Origin of the sequence: Brevundimonas sp. UBA4553 (assembly GCF_002387245.1) — a bacterium.
Taxonomy (GTDB): domain Bacteria; phylum Pseudomonadota; class Alphaproteobacteria; order Caulobacterales; family Caulobacteraceae; genus Brevundimonas.
This window is the reverse complement of sequence record NZ_DGLD01000019.1, coordinates 187,384-206,155: the sequence shown is the minus strand read 5'-3', so window position 1 is coordinate 206,155 and position 18,772 is coordinate 187,384. Positions and strand designations below refer to the sequence as shown.

The window sequence follows — 18,772 nt, the reverse complement described above, 5'->3', positions numbered from 1 at the left end:
AGACAAGCATGGCCGTTATCCTGGTCCTTGGCGGCGCCCGATCGGGCAAAAGCGGCTACGCCCAGAGGCAGGCCGAGCAGGCGGCGGCGGCCAGCGGACGCCCGCCCCTGCTGCTGGCGACGGCTCAGCCTTTCGACGATGAGATGCGGGACCGCATCCATCGGCACCAGATCGAACGCGGCGACGGCTGGCGGACCCGCGAAGTGCCTCTGGACCTCGCTGCGGCCCTTCGCGAACTGGCCGCCGGGGACATCGCCGTGGTCGATTGCCTGACGCTGTGGCTCAGCAATCAGATGCTGGCCGAGAACGATCTTGCCGCCGCCATGGACGATCTGGCCCGTGCCTTGGCCGACTGTTCAGCGGATGTCTGGGTGGTCAGCAACGAGGTCGGCTGGTCGCTCGTCCCCGACAACCCTCTGGGCCGCCGCTTCCGCGACGAGGCCGGTCGCCTCAACCAGAAGATCGCCTCCGTGGCAGACCACGCCTGCCTGATCGTCGCCGGCATGAAGCTGGAGTTGCAGCCCTGCTGAGCACGAAAAGATCCCACAGCCACGGCGCAGCGGGCGAAAGACCGGTTGTCAGGTCATCATGAAGCTCAGGCGCAGGGCGCCGTTGATGCCTTTGACGCCCATGCGCATGCAGATAGAGCGCAGATGGGACCGCACGGTGTGGATGGACATGTCCAGCCTGCGGCTGATCTCCTTGGGGGCCTCGCCGCTCGCCAGGAGAAGGAGCACCGACTTCTCCATCCGCGTCAGGCCGAAAACGCACCCCACCGCCGCCAGCTTCTCCTCATCAAGCGGCTTGACGGGACGCACGGTGGCGAAGACGCGGCCCGGGGTCTCGATGGCGGTGATGAGGTCGAGAATACACCAGGCGTCATCGCCGGCGCGGAACAGGATACGACCCGCCTTCTCTCGCCCCTCGGAAAGTCGAGCAAGCAGAAGATCCAGTTCCGCCCGGTTGCGGTGCGCGGAACAGATGAACACCCCGCCGGATCCCAGCATGCCGCAGGCGGCCAGAGCGCGCGCAGCGGCGTTGCTTGTCAGGACCCGCCCGCCCATGTCGAGGACGAACCGCGCCGTTTCATCGTTCTCGAACCAGGCCTCAGCCTCGGAAAATCGCGGACTGGACCTGATCGACAGAGGCCTGACGAACGACCTGCGCTCGACAAAGGGCGCACCGCCGCGCCCGCCACCCGCCATCTGCATGATCTGGTCGTCGACGACCCCGGCCGCCAAGCCAGCGGCATTCTGACTGACAATCACGTCCCTGCTCCCAGCGGCTCCCGGCCCCGTCGCGACCGGAAGCGCCTTCACGCCCGATCACGCCGAACACTGTTTCAACAAATCGGAAAATCGTTCAAGATCAATTTGAGAAACTTGAGTTTTCAGCGTCATACAGCACGCTTCAGGCAAAAAATTTAGATCAGGAAAATGCCGAATACAGCGCCCTATAGAGACATGAAACAACCATTTCTGATGCTAACGCACCAATGCATAATTGATTATGGCGAGAATTAATCGATTGTTAACCAGAACAATAAGATCAATATCTTAATTCTATTCTGCCTATTTCGGATAAACGTCGATCGTTATCAGGTCTTCGTAGCGACCACTCATCTGACCATTGATCTGACCCAAGATGAAATTCATCGGCAAAGACACGCCCGCCAGGGTCCTGGGGGGATCAATTTCTTTTGTCCAGAGGCCCGTCAGATCGACCGATTGGCCGTCAAGCTCGACCGCGTAGGGCACGACAGTGGCGTTCTCCACCTCTTCGACGCGATGCATGACGCCCTGATGCTCTGACTTGATCGACAGGATGGATGGGGCGTTGGCCCGCACCTGAACGAAGATGCGGCGCGTGGCGCCCGTGACCGCCTCTCCGAAGTCGACGACCTCCACGCTCAAGCCCTCGCCGAACGCGCCGGCGGCGCCGGCCAGGTTCAGCTGCGCGCGCGGGGTCGACTGCAACAGCAGACGGACAGGGATCGGCGCGATCAACTCCACCCCATCCAGGTTTCTGACCAGAAGACGCAGATCCACGCCGTACTCGCCGGCTTCGGCCACCGCGCCCCGCGCGACGATGGCGTCGAGTTGAGCGACGCCTTTCGTTTCCGGCGCCAGCAGGTACTGGAACACCGCCTTCTTCACGTCCGCCGCCAAAACGCCTGACGATTCACGCGGGCGAAACCGCACCTCGATCCCGCCTAGCACGACACTGGTCACCTCAATGCCGGTCTCGTCGGTGAAGGACAGGCGCAGATCGCACTCAGTCTCCCCCCTGTTTTCCAGCGTCACATCCAGGGCCCCGGGGGTGGGGGCGACAGCAAAGGGGTTGTATTCAATCCGCGCCGTCTGCGCGCCCTGCACCAGAGCCAGGTCGCAAGCCTCAGCCGCTGAGGCGAACCCGAGCAGAGCCGCCGCCAGGACCGCGCTGCGCCAGAAGACGCCTCGCCCTGAAACCCTAAGGTAGCGGGCGGGATACATTGATTGCGCCGACATCGATAATTCCTTCCACATTGGCGGGAATGACGAATTCTCCGAGAGTTTCTCCGCGCACCACGAGCCGATAGCGGCCGGGCGCCATGCCGTCGGCGACAAAGCGACCGCCTCTGTTGGTGAAGAACGGCTTGCCCGGCGCGTCTGCAGGCGCATCGGCCGCGACGATGACGCCCCCGACCAGGGCGACCGGCCCTTCCGGCGACATCAGCACGCCTCTGGCCGTATACGAGGCGTCGCTGCCGACGATCACGCGATAGCCGTTGCCATACCCCGGGAAGGTGTTGATCACGCCGCTGCCCAGGTCATAGCCAGGCGGCAGCGGATCGACCTCCAGCTCGTAGCGACGAACACCGTAGCCGCGATCAATCCCGGCCAGGGCTGAGCCGAACAAACCGCTGCGCGCGACGGGATAGCCGCTGGAATCCGTCAGGCTCACCTGAGCATTCTTGAGGGTCGAATGCGGGCTGGCGATGATGAAGCCCTCCCGGGCGGCGCGGCCGACGCCGAAGGCGCCGTCGGCGTAGCCGATCAGGGTCGACAGTCGCCACAGGGATTCCTGCCGCGTAGTCCCACCCGGCGTCGTGGACACCAGGCGGTTGGAAACGATCTCGGCGTCAAAGCGGTTGTTGATGTAGCGCAGGTCGCCGGCGATGGTCTGATTGTTGCGGTCCTCAGAGAAGCGAATGTCGCCGCTGAGGTCGTTCAGGCGTCCCGATGACGAGCGCGAGATGCCGATTTCGCGGAAGTCGTTCTGGCTGTCATAGCGCGCCGCGCTGCTCCATCGACCGCCAAAGCGCGTGGTCAGGGTCAGGCCGAACCGGGTCTCCTCCACGCCATCACTCGTGGCCCCGCGCTGCCAGGCCAGGTTGACGCCGAACTTCTGGAAGGTCCGGCCGACGGAAACGCTGAAATCCGTGCGATCCTCCTGTCGACGGCCTTTGACAAAGGCGGCGCCGAGACTGACGGAATAGGCCTTGTAGCGGACCAGGGCCTGACCCGCGGCCCGCCATTGTTCACGATTGAAGGCCGAGTTCTGGAAGGCCGTCTGGAAGAACTTGCTGGTCGCCTGGGCCGAGGCGACCAGCCGCAGGTCGATCTCGCGCGCCAGGGTCGCCTCTCGCATGTAGTCCAGCGAGACAATATAGCCCTGCGCACCCGTGTCGCCGTTGTGACTCACGGCGCCGCCAGCCTGGATCAAGCCCAGGCGGCTCCCCCAGGTGGCCAGCCCGCCGACCTGTCCACGGCCGTCGGCCCACTGGGCGTTGGCGCCAACGGTCAGGGCGTCGGTGATCCCCTTGCGGACGAAGCCGGTCGCGGCGAGGGTCGAGCCGTATTCAAGCTGCCCCCCCTCCTCCAGCACCCCGGCCGAGACGCCGAAATCCAGAACGCCCGGGTCCAGAAGCCCGGCCCCGCCGAACAGATCGAAAACCGCGATCTCGCGCTGGCCGCTGTCTTCTTCGACCAACAACCGCACCGTATTGGCGCCCTGGCCGAAGGGAAAGTCGGAGAGTGAGTAAGGCCCTGCCTCCAGTCTGAGACGCTCCACGACGACGCCGTTGACCTCGACCACCACCAGGGCCGGGCGGTCCAGGATGAACTGGCGACGTCCCGACGGCCGGACGTTCTGGAAAGGACGTATGGTCGAATAGGCCCGCGCCGCTGATACGCCCAGAAAGCGCTGCGACCCCTGAAAGCTTTCCACAGGCGGCGAGAACTCGCCCGCCGTCAGACGAACGGCCGACTGAAACAGGTCCTTGGACAGCCGGATCTCACGGCGACGCCAGCGTTGATCCTGACTGCTGCCGTCATAGTCGACCCCGGCCGTCAACGTGACCCCGTCGAAGCCGCCCAGGTTGGCGAACATGTCGATGCCGCCGGCAAGAGGCGCGAAGCGATCCTCGTCGTGAGAATAGAGCTGGGCCAGGCTGATATTGGCCCCCGCCGAGAAGTGCGCCGGCTGGTCGAAGGCCTTGGGATCAATCACCTCGTTGCGGGCGAAGCTGACGTCGCGACGCGCGCGCGCATCGACCGCCAGTTCAGCCACAAACGTCAGCGACAGAGGATCGAACGCGATTGAAAAGCCCTCGCCTCGCAGATCAGCCATGCTGACGCGGCGTTGCGAGGCGATAATCGCCTTGAGCCGATCGCGCACGCCCGGCGACACCTTGGGCCCCAACAGATCCATCAGGGCCACGGCGTCGACGACGCCTTCCCCCTGCATGTCCACTTCGCCGCTGATGTCGCCGAGGTAGACGCCATCAAGCGTCAGAGGTCCCTGGATCGGCGTGAGCACCGGCGTAGGGCGCGCCGTCGGCGCCTCGTCCTGGGTCCCGCCGGTCGCCGCGCCGCCCATGGAGGGATTGACCGGCGCGGCGCCGGCGGCGAGCGGGACGATGGAGGCGTCCCGCTCGATCGGGACCGTCACGGCGGTCGAAGAGCCGAACGCCTCGACGGAATAGTCACGCGCTGTCCGCACCACCTCGTCCGCGGCGAAAGACGTGTCGGCGCGACTGGGCGAGGCGACGCTGCCGCTCAGGCAGGCCGCTACGCCGAGGCGTCGCCAGTTCGTTTTGCGGCTGGCCATCTCACAGCAGGGCGATCGACGCCGTGACGTCGCCGGTTGCCGCTGCGGCCAAGGCGGCCGGGATACGGATCTGACGCGTGGCGCCGCCGGCGATCACGCTGACTTCGCCGACATCCACGTCCGCAGCCGGAATCTCGTGCGCCTTGCCGTCGGCCGTGGTCAGGGTGAAACGGGCCTCGCGGAGATGAGCGAAGCCGGACCCGGTGTTGCGCGCCGACAAGAGCACGTCCCCATTGGACGCGCGTGACACCGAGGTCACCTCGACCGCCCCGCGCGCACTCGCGGGCGCTACGAAGACATAGGTGTTGATGTTGAAGGCCACCTTGATGTCGGCGCCGGCTTCGCCGTCCGCCGAAGTGGTCTGCATGTTGATGGGCAACTGGGCGGCCCGGATCAGATACATCCGCCCTTCGCTGCTGGCCTCGCCCAGATAGCGGACCTGAACGACCTGTTCGCGGTTCGGCGGAATGACCGACTGGACCGGAAAGACGACGATGTCGTTGTCTTCCGGCGTCAGGCTTCGGGCGCCGGTCTCATCGACCTGCATTCGATAGACTTCAATTTCGACCGTGGCCGCAGCGGCGCTGTCGTTCCTGACCGTCAATCGGTAGCTGGAACCGTTGCCGGACGGCGTGATCTTGGCGACCATGGGCGACACGTCCATGGCGCGACTGTCCCCGGGCGTTCCCAGGCTCATAACCAAGGCGGCGATCGCGGCCGCGACGATGGGCATTCTCATCACTGCATCCTCCCTGCAGAAATGCGCGCAGAAAAACGGGGAGCCGCTCCATCGGCTCCCCGTTTCACTTTCCGGTCAGGCCGGGTTCAGCGCGAAGGTGAAGACTTCCGTGTAGGTGCCGGCGGGGGCCGAGGCCGCGCCAGGTCCCGAGGGCGCAGCCGCGCAACCCGAAGAGCCAGGGTTGGTCGGATCGCCTTGGGTGCCGCCCACGCCCGGGCCGCCCGGAACGTTGTAGCAAAGGTTCAGGAACAGGTCGGCGAAGATGCCGTCGGCCAGAGCCTGGCTATAGCCGCCCGAGTTGGTGACGATGGCCGGGCTGCCGGGCCAGGTGTCGACGGCGGCGAAGCCGAGCGCCGGCACGCCCTGGACCACCAGATCCCAGTCATAGTTGATCAGCACGCCGGCAGGCGACTTGAAGTCGCCGTTCTGGGCGCTCGAGGTCAGCTTCGCACCGGTCGCCGAGTTGCAGGACATCCGCAGGGTGGTGACCTTTTGACGGGCGCCGTTGGCGACGGCGACGTTGCCGCCCGCCACATTGGCAAGGCCGATGCCGCAGAAATCAGTCACGCTGGTGGAAACAGTGACGTTCGTCTGGGCGCTGGATACGGCCGGGATGGCAAGCAGAGCTGCAGCGGCGGCCGCCGCAAAAACAAAACCACGCATAATAGCCTCCGAAATGACGGTGTTGAAGAATTCGCCACATCACCTGATGGACGAGCCAATGCGGCGATGACCACATTGCGGCCATATTGGGCCGCTCATTCCGGGCCGACATCACGCAAGCGCGTGGTCATGGTTACCTAGTCAAATTTGCTGATGCTCCCGAGCCGCGCCGGGTCCACCCACGGCGCTACCAGACAATGTTGGGCGGGCGAAGGAACGGTAGGACCGCCAGGGACTTGATCGGACCGTGCCTTCGTCGGCTCAGGCCTTGCTCCGCCCCGAACGCACATGCCCTGCATGCCCAGCCCAGCATAAAATGACCCGTCTCGCCCGCCTGTCCGACCTTCGCCAACTGCAGCCAATGCAGAAAACATGGCGCGACTGTCGCTCTTCAAGGCCGACAGGTGCGGTTCCGGCGGATGGCCCGGGCCTTTCGCGGGACAGCACTGTCACCGCCCACGCAAAAGTCACCGTGGGCCCACGAATGTCCATCCCCCGCTCGGAGACGAATGTCCGAGCTTGACGCATTTCAGGTGTAAATCACCCCACCTTGACCGTTGATTGGTGCAGCCGGGACGTTTTCGTTTAGACTCACCCTATGCGGTCTGATTTGCACCATCTACCGGAGCGGCAGCAGCGCGAGCTTGAGCGCGTGCGGGACACGCTGCTGGCCGGATTCGAGGCGGCCAAGAACGGCGGCGGGGGCGGCACGCAGGAGTGGCGTCGCGGCGGGATGGTGCTGAAGATCATCCTCTTCGGCTCCTATGCGCGCGGCGACTGGGTCGATGAGCCACAGAACGGCTACTTGTCGGATTTCGATCTTCTGATCGTGGTCAACAACGCCAAGATGACCAACATCGCCGACTACTGGTGGAACGCCGAGGATCAGATCCTGCGCGATCCCGCCATCGGCCGGACGGTCAACATCATCGTTCACGACCTCCACGAGGTGAACGACGCCCTGAAGCGCGGCGAGTACTTCTGGACTGACATCGTGCGCGACGGGATCTCGCTCTACAGCGTGCCCGGTCACCCGCTGGCGACGCCGCAGCCGATGACGCCGACAGATGCTGTCGATACCGCTCTAAGATATGAGGCGCACTGGATTAGGCAGATCGGCGATCTGCTGAAGGGTGCCGAGTTCTACGCCAATCAAGGCAACCGCAAGCTTGCAGCCTTTAGCCTCCACCAGGCCGTCGAAGCCGCCTACGCCTGCTTCCTTCTGGTCCACACCTTCTATTTCCCGCGCTCGCACAACATCAAGTTCCTGCGCTCGCTCGCCGAGGACGTGGACACGCATCTGGTCGAGGCCTGGCCCCGCGAACAGCGCGCCGACCGCCGCCGCTTCGAACTGCTCAAGCGCGCCTATGTCGAAGCCCGCTACAGCGACCAGTACGACGCCTCGGCCGAAGACCTGGAATGGTTGACCGCGGGCGCCCGCCTGCTGCGCGATCTGGTCGCTGACCTTTGCCAATCCAGGATCGCAGAGTTGAAGTCGAAGGCCGACATCGCCTGATCTGTGCGCTCGGCGCCGAGCCGGATGCAAATCGGCGGGGCATCCGTTCAGCGCCAGCAGCGAGCGTAAGACTGCTGCCCATAATCTGACATCCGCCGAACACGGGAACACAACATATCGGGTCCGCGTTAGTTCGACGCCCCATATCGGGTGTGACGATGGAGGTTCTCATGGTCAAGAGTGAGCAAACTAGTGAGAAAGCTGGCAAGGCGGCGTCGAAGGTTCTTCGCGACGGTCGCACCGGGAAGAACTCGAAAACTGCGGCAGGATCCGCACTGACGCAGCGTCCCAGCAAGAAATGAAACTCGCCGGCGGGTTGCTCCCGCCAGCATCTTTGCGCCAGGAACAGACATTGCCATCCACTGCGAAACTAACCTTCGCTGAGCTACTCCGCCTGATCCGCCCGCGCCTCAGAAACACTCACCGATAGGGCTCGCAGGCCAGGCCGTCGCCATCCCCGTCCATATGTTCTCGGTAGCTTGGCTCCCACGAGGCGATGTCCTCGTGCTTATTGGCGCGCGCTTCGCTGCACCCGGAGTAATGTTGATCCGTCGTCCGCTTGCTCCATTCTCGACGCAGCTCAGGCATTCCTGGAGCACCGGGCGTCAGGACGTAGGTGGCTCCACCAAAAGCGATCGCGAACGTACCTACTCCGACCAGCCACATCGGCATCGGCTTCGCCTTGGGACGTTTCGACCATCTGTGTGAATGCCGCGCCATTTGGCTACGATAGAACCCGTGGGTTTCCAGACAGTCGCTCAACAGGGTGAACGGCTCCTAAGCGCCAGAAGCGGACATTAGAGCGCTGACCCAAACTAGACATTCGCCGGGTGCATCACGGTCGCCTTCGACCAGTTGCAGATGTTCGAATGTGCCATAGGCCCCATCATCCATGGTGCCTCTGTCGGCTCGCCGCTTATTGGGCTAACCATTGGGCGAGGAGAGTGGCTGGATGGATGCGATTCAAGACAATGCAACTGAGGGCGACGTAGAAGCTCAGATCGTCATCCCGCTTCTGACGCGTGATGAGTTGCTCGGGATTCCGCTGGTTGAAATCCGAAGCAAGGAAGGGATCTCAGCGCGGGACATCGGCAAAGGCACGAAGCGGAAGATCGGGTACGTACCCGATTTCTGCATCTACAAGAATTCTTTGCCCATCCTCGTGGTAGAGGCCAAGTCGCCTGCTGCCGATGTCGAACAGGCCTACGCGGAAGCTCGCCTTTACGCGGGAGAAATCAATCGGACTTTTCCGACTGGGTTGAATCCATGTAGCCGGGTGTTGGCTACGGATGGACGCCGCTTATTTGCTGGCTACTGGGACACCGAACCTCAGCTCATTGCTGACATCGAACTTCTGAAAGTAGGCGGCCGCGAGCTAGACGAACTCATTCAGCTCTGTGGCGACGACGCCCTTAGCGATATAAGCCGACCTCTATCAGAGCGCCTTCGGTCGTCTAATTTTCGCCGCCCATTTAACCAAGGGGCAGGCCCAGCCCAAATCATATCCCGCATTGATCCGAATACATTTGCGGCAGATCTAGCTCCTATTTTGCGCCGTTATTTCTCATCACGAGATCAGTCAACTGACCCAGAAATATACAGCCGCGCATACATCTCATCCAATGAGATCACGAGTTACGACCGAATCCTTGAATCGTTCCTAAAGGACCGCTTGGCGCGCTCGAAAGCTAGAATAGAGATCACAACCAGCAGGAGGCGAGCGGATCAAATCACTCGCCCCATCTCCCGGTTTGATCAAGAAAAGCCAGCAGGCGGAGATCTGCAACTCGTTACTGGGGGTGTCGGTTCTGGGAAATCGTTGTTTGCTCGGCGTTATCGCGAGTTTCTGCAACCTCAGCCGCTCGCAGATAAAAGCCATTGGGCGTTTCTGAATTTTAATCTCGCGACGCCGCAGGATTTCAAGTCAATCAACGACTTTGTTTGCAAAGCCTTCGTCGAAAGCATCATCGAAGAGGGAGCGCCGGTCGACATCCGAGATGCTACCGACCAAGAACGCCTTTTTGCTCCGGACCTGGCGGATCGTAAGGCGTTTTACGACCGGATGGAGTTATCTGCTGCTGGTCGAGGAGGCCTAGAACGGGCCAGAGATATCGAAGCCTGGCGTCAGGATCCCCTCAAGCTAACGCGAGGAATATCCCGCTTTCTCCAAGGAGACCGCGGCGACAACCTGATAGTTGTGTTCGACAACGTGGACAGGCGAGACACAGCTAGCCAACTCATCGCTTTTGAGGCTGCGCTGTGGTTCATGGATCAAACGCGCGCTCTGGTTATCCTCCAGATGCGAGACTCGACGTTCGAAGCCTACAAAAACGAACCTCCACTCGACACCTATCGTAGCGGGCAAATATTTCATATTAGCCCACCGCGTTTTGTAGACGTCGTTAAACGACGACTCGAACTAAGCCTTGAACTGATCGATCAAGAAGCCCCTGAAGAAGTTAAGTATCGGACACCTTCTGGCATACAGATAACTTACCCCAAGCGACGAGCTGGGGAGTTCATTCGGGGGATATACGCTGAGCTTTTTCAACGAGCCTCTAATCTTTCTCGTATTCTGGAAGCATTAGCCGGTCGAAACGTTCGGCGCGCGCTGGACATGTTTTTTGCAATCCTCACTTCTGGCCACATGCCAGAGGACATCATTGCGTCTGTTGCTCAAGGCACAGGGTTCCGGTCATTTCCGGAATACAGGATACTGCGGTCATTGATGCGACAGGATTTCCGCTTCTTCAATAACGATACCGGATTTGTTGCCAACTTGCTTCACTGCGAAGCTAGTTGGGTCAGGCCATCGAATTTCCTTGTTCCCGAAATACTATTCTACCTGATCGGCCGCCGGAAAGTTCAGGGCGATAACGGGCAGATGGGCTTCGTGGCGATCACGCGTACCATCGGCGAGCTTGAAGCCATGGGCTTTGTTAGGTCTGACATCGAGCAGGCATGCCTCTTCGCTCTCGAGAAGGAACTGATAGAAGTCGAGACTTCATCCCTGACCGAAATCGGGCCTACGGACTGCGTTAAAGCTACCGCTTCAGGTTGGGCTCACATGAGGCTCTTGGCTTCCCGAATAGAATACTTGGCGGCGGTTCTTCCGACCACTGCTTTGGATGACGACAAATTCGGGGCTCGAATCTACGAGCTTATGCAAATCGAGAACCGTACCAGCCAACCATCGCTACATCGCTATATTGCCGTGGTCGAGGAACTGCTGACCTACCTTGAAGCTCAACATCGAACCCTTCTTGTGCACCCCGGATATGCCGACCTGAGGCAGTCGGGGGCAATCTACATCATAGGAAAAGTGAAAGAGGCATTGAGTTTTGCGCGCCGGGAGCGGGTACAGGGGGCCACGCAACTCGACCTACTGGATGGCTGACGTCACGCTCGAAGCCGATCTAGAACCGCCTGACACACAGGGCGCGAAGCCTCAACGATGGCCTCCGCTCGTGAATGGACGCTCATGCATGATGCCTAACCGGGTCGGAAGCGGACTCCCGGGGCGGCCGAGATTAGTCAGTCCGCGATTTCTGCTCTCGCTCCGAAGCTCCGCATTATCTTATCGAACCGGTCCGTGACTTGGTCGGCATTGAAGACTGCAAAAGGTGGAGCTTGCAGGGCGGCTCGGGCGAGCAGCTTATCTCGCAGATCCAGTAGCCAGGCCCGCTCGATCTCGAACGGTTGACCATCCGCGACATGGCTCCGATATCTCATGCTAAGGGCGATCAGCAAGGTGTTGTTGATCGCCCCGTCTGCCATAACGAGATCGCAGAACTCGTCGACATCAAGGTTGTGCAAAATGGGCACTTCTCGCACCCCTCCCTGATCCAACTCTGCCTTTGTTAAAAGATGCCAGCGTCCGGCACGAAGATTAGCCATCAGGCTAGGCCCCATAGCGCGTATCTCCATCGCAAATGCCTCAGCGACCAAGCTATGCAGGGCTTCGAAGAAGGCGATAAATTCCTGATCGTCTTTCGATGTGAAGCCGAGTCCGTCGTAGGCTCCGGTCTGGAATCCTTCGAAAATCTCCAAGTCCGTGTCTAGGGTCCCCGCGTCGAACAACCGGAGCGCATAAGCTGTCATAAAGGATCGGATGGGGGCATCACCGAATATGAAATAGCCCTTTGAGGCCAGATCGAGGGCACAACTTGCGACATGCAGTATCTCGCCCGCACGCGTGATGCGTTGTGCCTCAAGGTCAGCCCGCACGCCGGCGGATGCCACGTCCAGCTCAGAGGCAGAGCGGGCTTCGTACCACAGCCAGAGGCGTCGCCAAGAAGGTGTGCTGGCTGCTCCGACGACGAGGTGGTGAACGCCGATCCGGTCGTTGACCGAAGCCTCGTCGAATTGTCCTTGAAGGAGGAGTCGGCCCCAAGCCTCCGCTGGAACGATCGGGTTGGACCAATTCACAGCCGGATGACGTCTCCTCATCTCGTCCACGGCGCGCACTTGTGCAACGCTCAAGTTTTTGAGGTCACTCTCCGATAAGGCACCGTTTCGAAGCTCAAGGCCGGTAGCTAGGGCGAATGGCGCGAGTTCGTCGAGCGCGGCTTCACACTGCGCCAGGCGGGCATCTGCGTGGAGAATTAAACGGTCGAGCGCACCCAGAACATCCCTCGCGGTTCGGTAGTTGCCGCCGCCCGCCGCCTCGAACACAGCAACCAAGCCGGATAAATTCTTGTGTATCGCTGCTCTTGCACCCGGCGACTTCAGCGCATCGGCAAAGTGACTGATCACCGTCCCGGCGTCGCTTTCTATCGCTAAGGTCCAGCCAACGACTTTTTCTCGTCGGCGACTGTATCTACGGTCTTCATCGTCGATGTCCGCTTCATTGGCCAGTAAAAGGCATTTGACTTTGTGATGTTCAACATACTCGTTGATGAAGCCGAGAACCTGATCAACTGGCATGGCTGCCCGCTCTAGATCATCAAGCACTAGGACAGCACCATCGAGCTTGAGGAGCGCCTTGCGCAACGCCAAGCCGTCGCTGGGCGTAATCAGCTGTCCCTTGGTCATCACATTGCCGGCCCTTTGGGCCGCGCCGGCCAGCATCCGAATAGGCCAAGTCTGAAGAAGTGGATGAGCGGCGGCGAACACCCGGTCCGCAATGTCGGCGGCCGAGGTGACCCCGTAAAGGCTGGCGTAGAGGTGTCCGCGACTAAGCGGATCTGTCTTTCGCTGGTCTCTCGCTGCTAGATAGCTCTTCGCAAAGTGGGTCTTGCCGGACCCCCATGGTCCGGTGATCAGGACAGCCCGCTCACCGGCCGGTGCCTCATCTAGGTAATAGTCGAGGAAGCTGATCAACCCTTGAGTCATACGCATCGTCTTAGCCCAGAACTGGCCCCGAAACGACTAGGAGCTTCAAGGTGACAGCGGGACGCATAATCCCCCAGTCTGATACTGCTCAATACGAAATCCGCCGCATTGAGCCGAAGCGGACCATATTCATATCCCCGCGATCGCCGAAGGCTTTGCGCTGATACCCGACGTCTAGAACCGCCGCTTTGAGTCAGACCTGCGCATTCGCCACTGATCAACGGCCTGCCCAAAAGCGGACTTTGTCAAAGACCGCGTTGAGTCAGAAGCAGACATTAAGAGCACACGGAAGGGTCAGTCTCCTGTCTCCGTTCACCACCGTAGGGCTACGGGATCGTCTTGTCCGAACGCGAGCACTAATATCGCCTCATCATCACGAGATCCCCTAGTCAGAGGCCCACCGGCACGCCCTTCACGCGTCCCTCACTCCCACTCGATCCTTCAATAGACCAGAAGGCGCTGATTTATCAGCGCCTTTTCTCTCATCCGCGCACCATACCGCGCGAGCTACCGTCACTTGGACAGCGCTTTTGAATTCATTGGTGAAATTCGACGTAATAAAATTCTAGTGATGTCGCCATCTATCGGCAGGCAACTCTGCTTCAAGACCAACCAGCACCGCTATGACAAGCGAATAGGTAGTTGGACTATACCGTATCATCAAACCGACAACAGACGCCACTGAAGCCGGTTGATACCGTCAGTCTCGCTTGGTCGAGTTGTTCAAAGACTCCGACGCCTGCTCCGGAATTGTCACCTCAACACGAAGACCGCCTCCTGGTGAGCGCAAGAACTGCACCTGTCCCCCATGGGCCTTCACAGTGGCGAGGACGATAGAGAGGCCCAGACCGCTCCCTCCGGAAGGGGCATTCGACGCGCGGAAAAAACGCCGTCCCAAACGATGTAGATCCGAGAAGGCCACGCCCGCTCCGTCGTCCTCGACGATCAAGTGGCCGGAAGTCGGGTCGTAACTGATCAGGATTGAAGACTTTGCGTGCGCCTGTGCGTTGGCGAGCAGATTGGCGGCCGCTGCCCCGAAGCGATCCGGATCCACATTCAGCAGGGCGTCACCTTCGACGATCGACACCCGGGAATCGCCTTCCGCTCCCGCAAACAGCGATCGGAGCGTCACCCAGCGGCGATCTTCGTCGCTAACCGGCATCTCGTCCTCGCGCGCCAGGGCGAGAAGCCCCGTGACGAGGCGGGCGGTGCGATCGACAGAGGTCTGAATCTGCTCCAACGCGCGGCTTCGAACGGCAGGGTCCGAAGACGACGCCGCAATCTGCGCCTGGACACGCAGGCCCGCCAGAGGGGTACGCAACTCGTGCGCGGCGGCGGCCGTGAACTCGGCCTCGCGACGCCGCGCTGCGCCAAGGCGAGACATCAGATCGTTCAGCGCCAGGGCGAAGGGACGGAGTTCGCGGGCGTCCGGCGATACGTCCAACGCCGTCAGGTCTTCCGCATCCCGTACCGCAAGGCTGCGGGTCATTTGTCGAATAGGGGCCAGCCCCCGCCCAACCGACCACCAGATCAGCACGCCCAGCGCCAGCAGACCGAGGACCGCCGGACCGATCAAGGCGGTGACGACATTGCCGACCAGGTGTTCGCGAACGGCCAGATTGTCCCCAACCATCACCCGAAAACCGGCGTCACGATCATGCACCGTATAGACGCGCCAGCGCTCGCCCCGGATCGTGCGCTCAGAAAATCCGTCGCCCCCTTCCGACAATCGCTCCGCAGGCGCGCTTTGGGACCGACCAATCAGATCGCCTTCCAGTGACCAGATCTGGCAGGAGAGCTGACGGTCATAGACATCGGCGGCCCCGGTGTCCGGAGCCTGGATCGCCGGGCGCACGCTGCCGGCCTGCATCAAGGACGAAACCATGCGGGCCGACTCCATCAGGCGCCGGTCCAGCACCCGTTGCACTTCGGCCCGGGTCTGGATTTCGACCCAGACGACCGCGCCGCCCCAGACCAGGGCGGTCACGAGCGCGAGAGTGACGAACAGACGCAGGCGGATCGAGCTCATTGCAGGGTGTATCCCACGCCGCGCACGGTGCGGATGAAGCCGGCGCCCAACTTGGCCCGAAGATAGTGGATGTGCACTTCCACGGCGTTGGAGCCGATCTCCTCCTGCCAGCCGTACAGGCGTTCTTCCAACTGACTGCGCGAGAGGACCTGTGCGGGCCGTTCCATCAGGGCCTCCAGGATAGCAAACTCACGTCTCGAAAGGGGCAGGTCGCCCTCTTCCCGCCAGGCCAGACGCGACTTGGGATCGATGGTCACCCCGCCGTGGCGCAAGGCGGGGGTCGAACGTCCGAGCAGGCGACGCCGCACCGCGCGCAATCGCGCGGCCAGCTCGTCGAGATCGAACGGTTTGCCGACATAATCGTCCGCGCCGGCGTCCAGACCCACTATGCGGTCCCGACTGTCATCGCGCGCCGACAAGACCACCACGCCGACATCCATGTCGCGCTCGCGAACGAAGCGCAGCACCGAGAGTCCGTCGCCGTCGGGCAGGCCCAGATCCAGCACGACCGCATCAAACGCCGAGCTTTCCAGCGCCGCGAGGGCGTCCTCGACCCGCCCAACGACCTCGACCGTCCAGCCACAGGCGCTGAGCCCGACCTGGAGGCCGTCAGCGAGAACGGGATCGTCTTCTATGGCGAGCAATCTCATGCGGTGTGACGTGCAAGCTCCGGCTTAAGCCTGACTTAAGCTCGCTTGCCGACGAGATGGCCATGAGGTTTTTCCGCCGACTACTGCCCACCGCTCTCGCCGTCCTGTCCTTCGCCCTGCCGGGTTCGGCCTTGGGTCAGGCTCCGCTTTCGCCTGACAAGGCCTTCGCCCTGACGGTGACGCGTGAGGCTGACGGCGATCTGGCCTTCGCCTGGGACATTGCGCCTGGCCATTATCTCTATCGTGACCACACCGTCGCCAGCACGCCGGGCGGGAAGGAGTCTCTGCCGCTGGAACTGGCCGCCGGCGAAACCAAGGACGACCCGGGCTTCGGCGTCGTCGACGTCTGGCACGACGCGGGTCGCGCGACCCTGTCGGCGCAGACGTTGACGCAGGCCGGCGAGCCGACGTCGGTCAACATCACCTATCAGGGCTGCCTCGAAGACTCGATCTGCTACCCGCCGATGACGCGCACCATCGACGTGCCGACCCGGCCGCAGTCCGACGTGGCCGCGCGGGAGGCCGATGCGCAGACCGCACAGGCCGCGGCCATGCTGGCGATCCAGGCGCCGGGCGCTGCACCCGCGCCCGAGAACGACGAGGGAGCGGCGGCGCCTTCGCCGGTCGCGTCATCGCCGGCGGTCACGCTGGACGCCAACCCGGGCTTCGTCGATCGCCTGGCGCTGCAGGGCGGGGCGACCTGGGTCCTGCTCGCCTTCTTCGGTTTCGGCGTGCTGCTGGCCTTCACGCCCTGCGTCTTTCCCATGTATCCGATCCTGGCCGGCGTCATCGGACGCGGCGTGGACGGGCGCGGTACGCGCCGAGGCCTGATGCTCTCGGTCGCCTATGTGCTGGGCCTTTCCATCGCCTTCGCCCTCCTGGGCGTCGCGGCCGCCTGGTCCGGACAGAACCTGCAGATGGCGCTCCAGTCGGTTTGGGCCGTCGGCGCTCTGGCTGTCGTCTTCGTCGTTCTCGCCGCCTCCATGTTCGGCGGCTTCGAGTTGCAACTGCCCTCGGCCTGGACCAGCCGCCTGTCCCGCGACGGCGGCGACGGCCGGCGGTCCCTGCCCTCAGCCGCAGGTCTGGGCTTCGTCTCCGCCCTTATCGTGGGCCCGTGCGTCACCGCGCCCCTGGCGGGCGCCCTGCTCTACATCGCCCAGACCGGCGACGTTGGGCTGGGCGCGGCGGCCCTGTTCTTCCTGGGCCTGGGCAAGGGGGTGCCCTTGATCGTGTTCGGCACGGTCGGCGCGCGCTTCCTGCCCAAGGCCGGGCCGTGGATGGACCGGGTGAAGATGCTGTTCGGCTTCATCTTCCTGGGCATGGCCTGGTGGCTGGCCAGCCGCATCCTGCCGCCGACGGCGACGCTCGCTCTCGGCGCGGCGCTGGCGCTCGGTCTGGCGGCGGCTCTCGGCCTGTTCCAGCCGCTCAGCCCGAACCTGAGAAACGGCGTCGCCCGTGTCGCCGGCCTGGCGGCCGCGACCTGGGGCCTGTTGCTGCTGGTCGGCCTCAGCCTCGGGGCGGACGACCCTTGGCGTCCGCTTGAGCCCCTGGCGCGTCCCGCTGGACTAGCAGCCGCCGCGCCGGTCGAAACCGCAGCGGTCGTGCTGGATCAGACGGCGCTGGACCGCGCCGTCGCCGATGCCGGCGCGCGCGAACGTCCCGCCCTGGTCTATTTCACCGCTGACTGGTGCGTCAGCTGCAAGGTGATCGAGCGGACGGTGTTCGAGGACCCCGCCGTCATCGCCGGCCTTTCGAACACCGACCTCATCAAGGTCGACGTCACGCGCAGCACGCCCGAGGCGCGCGCGCTTCTTGAGCGGCACGGGGCGGTCGGGCCGCCGACTATGATCTTCCTTTCGCCCTCGGCGACCGAAGCGCCGGGCAGCCGACTGATCGGAGAGATGTCGGCCCAAGATGTCGCATCCGCCTTGCAGAGCGCCGGAGCCGCCGCATGAACGCCATCACCCTGGGCCCGGTCGTACTGTCCGGCGAGCGGTTCGCCATCATCGCGGGCGTGTTCGTCTTCATGATCGGCGCCGGACTGCTGGCCAGCCGGGTCAGCCCGCGCTTCAATCTGTGGAGCACGGTTCTGGTCTTCGGCGGTCTGGCCGCCGCCCGCCTCGGTCACGTGGCGACGCACTGGGAGTATTTCGGGGCCGACCCGTGGCGAGCGCTCGCGATCTGGCAGGGCGGGTTCAGCTGGATCTGGATCGCGCCGGTCGTGATCCTGGCCACGATCCTGCTGCTGCGCACGACGCGCGAACGTGCCTGGGCCATTGCGCCTGTGCTGGCCAGCGCCCTGGTTTGGACCACCGCCCATCAGTTGGCCTCGGCGACGCAGCCCATGGCGCCGCCCGCCCTGACCCTGGCCGCGATGGACGCCCCGCCAATTGACCTCTCCGCTCCGGGCGACCGGCCCACGGTGATCAATCTCTGGGCCACATGGTGCCCGCCGTGCCGACGAGAGATGCCGGCTTTGGCCCAGGCCGAGAAAGCCCATCCGAATGTGCGCTTCCTCTTCGTCAACCAGGGCGAGGGCGAAGCCGGCGTTCGGGCCTTTCTTCAGAGCCAGGGGCTGGCCCTCGACCATGTGCTGTTCGACGAGGCCATGGCGGTGCCGCGCCACTACGGCACGGCCGGCATTCCGGTGACCCTGTTCCTCCACGCCGACGGCCGTCTGGCCAAGGCCCACATGGGGGAAATCGCCCCCGAACAGATCGCGACCGAAATCGCGCGTCTGCACTGACCCT

General features: G+C 62.8%; 14 protein-coding genes. 5 read left to right on the top strand and 9 right to left on the bottom strand.

Annotation, left to right across the window (positions count from 1 at the left end):
• Positions 1-8: 8 nt before the first annotated feature.
• A complete protein-coding gene (gene cobU / locus B4A39_RS13445; protein ID WP_292037021.1) occupies positions 9-530 on the top strand; it encodes a bifunctional adenosylcobinamide kinase/adenosylcobinamide-phosphate guanylyltransferase in 522 nt (173 codons plus the stop codon).
• Positions 531-578: 48 nt separating this feature from the next.
• Here cobU and B4A39_RS13440 read toward each other — a convergent pair whose 3' ends face one another.
• From B4A39_RS13440 to B4A39_RS13420, 5 genes are all read right to left on the bottom strand, one after another.
• Positions 579-1,268 carry a helix-turn-helix transcriptional regulator gene (locus B4A39_RS13440; RefSeq protein ID WP_292037020.1) on the bottom strand — a complete coding sequence of 230 codons (690 nt, stop codon included), beginning with the start codon at positions 1,266-1,268 and terminating at the stop codon, positions 579-581.
• Between the two features lie 303 nt (positions 1,269-1,571).
• A complete protein-coding gene (locus B4A39_RS13435; RefSeq protein WP_292037019.1) occupies positions 1,572-2,507 on the bottom strand; it encodes a hypothetical protein in 936 nt (311 codons plus the stop codon).
• Positions 2,470-5,091 carry a fimbria/pilus outer membrane usher protein gene (locus tag B4A39_RS13430; RefSeq protein WP_292037018.1) on the bottom strand — a complete coding sequence of 874 codons (2,622 nt, stop codon included), beginning with the start codon at positions 5,089-5,091 and terminating at the stop codon, positions 2,470-2,472. Before B4A39_RS13430 ends, B4A39_RS13435 begins: the two co-directional genes overlap by 38 nt.
• A gap of 1 nt (position 5,092) precedes the next feature.
• Positions 5,093-5,830 (bottom strand): fimbria/pilus periplasmic chaperone, encoded by a 738-nt coding sequence (locus B4A39_RS13425; RefSeq protein WP_292037017.1) that lies wholly within the window; start codon positions 5,828-5,830, stop codon positions 5,093-5,095.
• A 75-nt stretch (positions 5,831-5,905) separates the two neighbouring features.
• Positions 5,906-6,493 (bottom strand): hypothetical protein, encoded by a 588-nt coding sequence (locus tag B4A39_RS13420; protein WP_292037016.1) that lies wholly within the window; start codon positions 6,491-6,493, stop codon positions 5,906-5,908.
• 652 nt (positions 6,494-7,145) lie between these two features.
• Here B4A39_RS13420 and B4A39_RS13415 point away from each other — a divergent pair.
• Positions 7,146-8,009 (top strand): nucleotidyltransferase and HEPN domain-containing protein, encoded by an 864-nt coding sequence (locus B4A39_RS13415; protein ID WP_292037015.1) that lies wholly within the window; start codon positions 7,146-7,148, stop codon positions 8,007-8,009.
• Between the two features lie 420 nt (positions 8,010-8,429).
• Here the strand turns inward: B4A39_RS13415 and B4A39_RS16470 are convergent, their stop codons facing one another.
• Complete coding sequence (locus B4A39_RS16470; protein ID WP_409449564.1) at positions 8,430-8,597, bottom strand: excalibur calcium-binding domain-containing protein; 168 nt, start codon at positions 8,595-8,597, stop codon at positions 8,430-8,432.
• 364 nt (positions 8,598-8,961) lie between these two features.
• Here B4A39_RS16470 and B4A39_RS13410 point away from each other — a divergent pair, with 364 nt between their 5' ends.
• Positions 8,962-11,406 carry a type I restriction endonuclease gene (locus tag B4A39_RS13410; RefSeq protein ID WP_292037014.1) on the top strand — a complete coding sequence of 815 codons (2,445 nt, stop codon included), beginning with the start codon at positions 8,962-8,964 and terminating at the stop codon, positions 11,404-11,406.
• Positions 11,407-11,543: 137 nt separating this feature from the next.
• Here the strand turns inward: B4A39_RS13410 and B4A39_RS13405 are convergent, their stop codons facing one another.
• From B4A39_RS13405 to B4A39_RS13395, 3 genes are all read right to left on the bottom strand, one after another.
• On the bottom strand, positions 11,544-13,331 hold the full coding sequence (locus tag B4A39_RS13405) for a P-loop NTPase fold protein (RefSeq protein WP_292037012.1): 1,788 nt from the start codon (positions 13,329-13,331) through the stop codon (positions 11,544-11,546).
• A gap of 712 nt (positions 13,332-14,043) precedes the next feature.
• Positions 14,044-15,372 (bottom strand): ATP-binding protein, encoded by a 1,329-nt coding sequence (locus B4A39_RS13400; RefSeq protein ID WP_008261954.1) that lies wholly within the window; start codon positions 15,370-15,372, stop codon positions 14,044-14,046.
• Positions 15,369-16,022: a response regulator gene (locus B4A39_RS13395; RefSeq protein ID WP_008264155.1), complete on the bottom strand. Its 654-nt coding sequence runs from the start codon at positions 16,020-16,022 to the stop codon at positions 15,369-15,371. Before B4A39_RS13395 ends, B4A39_RS13400 begins: the two co-directional genes overlap by 4 nt.
• A 62-nt stretch (positions 16,023-16,084) precedes the next feature.
• Here B4A39_RS13395 and dsbD point away from each other — a divergent pair, with 62 nt between their 5' ends.
• Together dsbD and B4A39_RS13385 are read left to right on the top strand one after the other, a co-directional pair.
• Positions 16,085-17,977, top strand: a complete 1,893-nt coding sequence (gene dsbD, locus B4A39_RS13390) for a protein-disulfide reductase DsbD (protein ID WP_228184666.1) — start codon at positions 16,085-16,087, stop codon at positions 17,975-17,977.
• Positions 17,974-18,768 carry a TlpA disulfide reductase family protein gene (locus B4A39_RS13385; RefSeq protein ID WP_228184665.1) on the top strand — a complete coding sequence of 265 codons (795 nt, stop codon included), beginning with the start codon at positions 17,974-17,976 and terminating at the stop codon, positions 18,766-18,768. Before dsbD ends, B4A39_RS13385 begins: the two co-directional genes overlap by 4 nt.
• Positions 18,769-18,772: the final 4 nt, after the last annotated feature.